This is a genomic window from Rosenbergiella gaditana, from assembly GCF_018494065.1.
Taxonomy (GTDB): Bacteria; Pseudomonadota; Gammaproteobacteria; order Enterobacterales; family Enterobacteriaceae; genus Rosenbergiella; species Rosenbergiella gaditana.
The window spans coordinates 1-248 of the sequence record NZ_JABBFR010000088.1 but is presented as its reverse complement, the minus strand read 5'-3'; the positions used below and the strand labels follow the sequence as shown (position 1 = coordinate 248).

General features: G+C 48.4%; 1 protein-coding gene. It reads left to right on the top strand.

The genetic code is table 11. The annotated features are described in order from the left end of the window. Window positions 1–215 (top strand): hypothetical protein (locus tag HH682_RS15570; protein WP_214238379.1); only part of this gene is annotated, 215 nt, incomplete at its 5' end. Window positions 216–248: the final 33 nt, after the last annotated feature.

Sequence of the window (248 nt, the reverse complement as noted above, 5' to 3'; positions counted from 1 at the left end):
TCGGCATGGGGTCAGGTGGGACCACCGCGCTAGTGCCGCCAGGCAAATTCTTTGTGCATGAAACGTTTCTTTTTAGCATACTCGGCGTTAACGTCCCTCGCGCTACTCAGTCACATACCGCTGTATGCTCTTTCTCATCGCTTGGGCGTCGCCTTGATTACGATAAAAATTCATCGTTTCTGCAAATTCTTTTCTTTAATCTGTCAACGCGCTGATAAATCTCTCAATCCAAAACGCCTCTGGCGTTG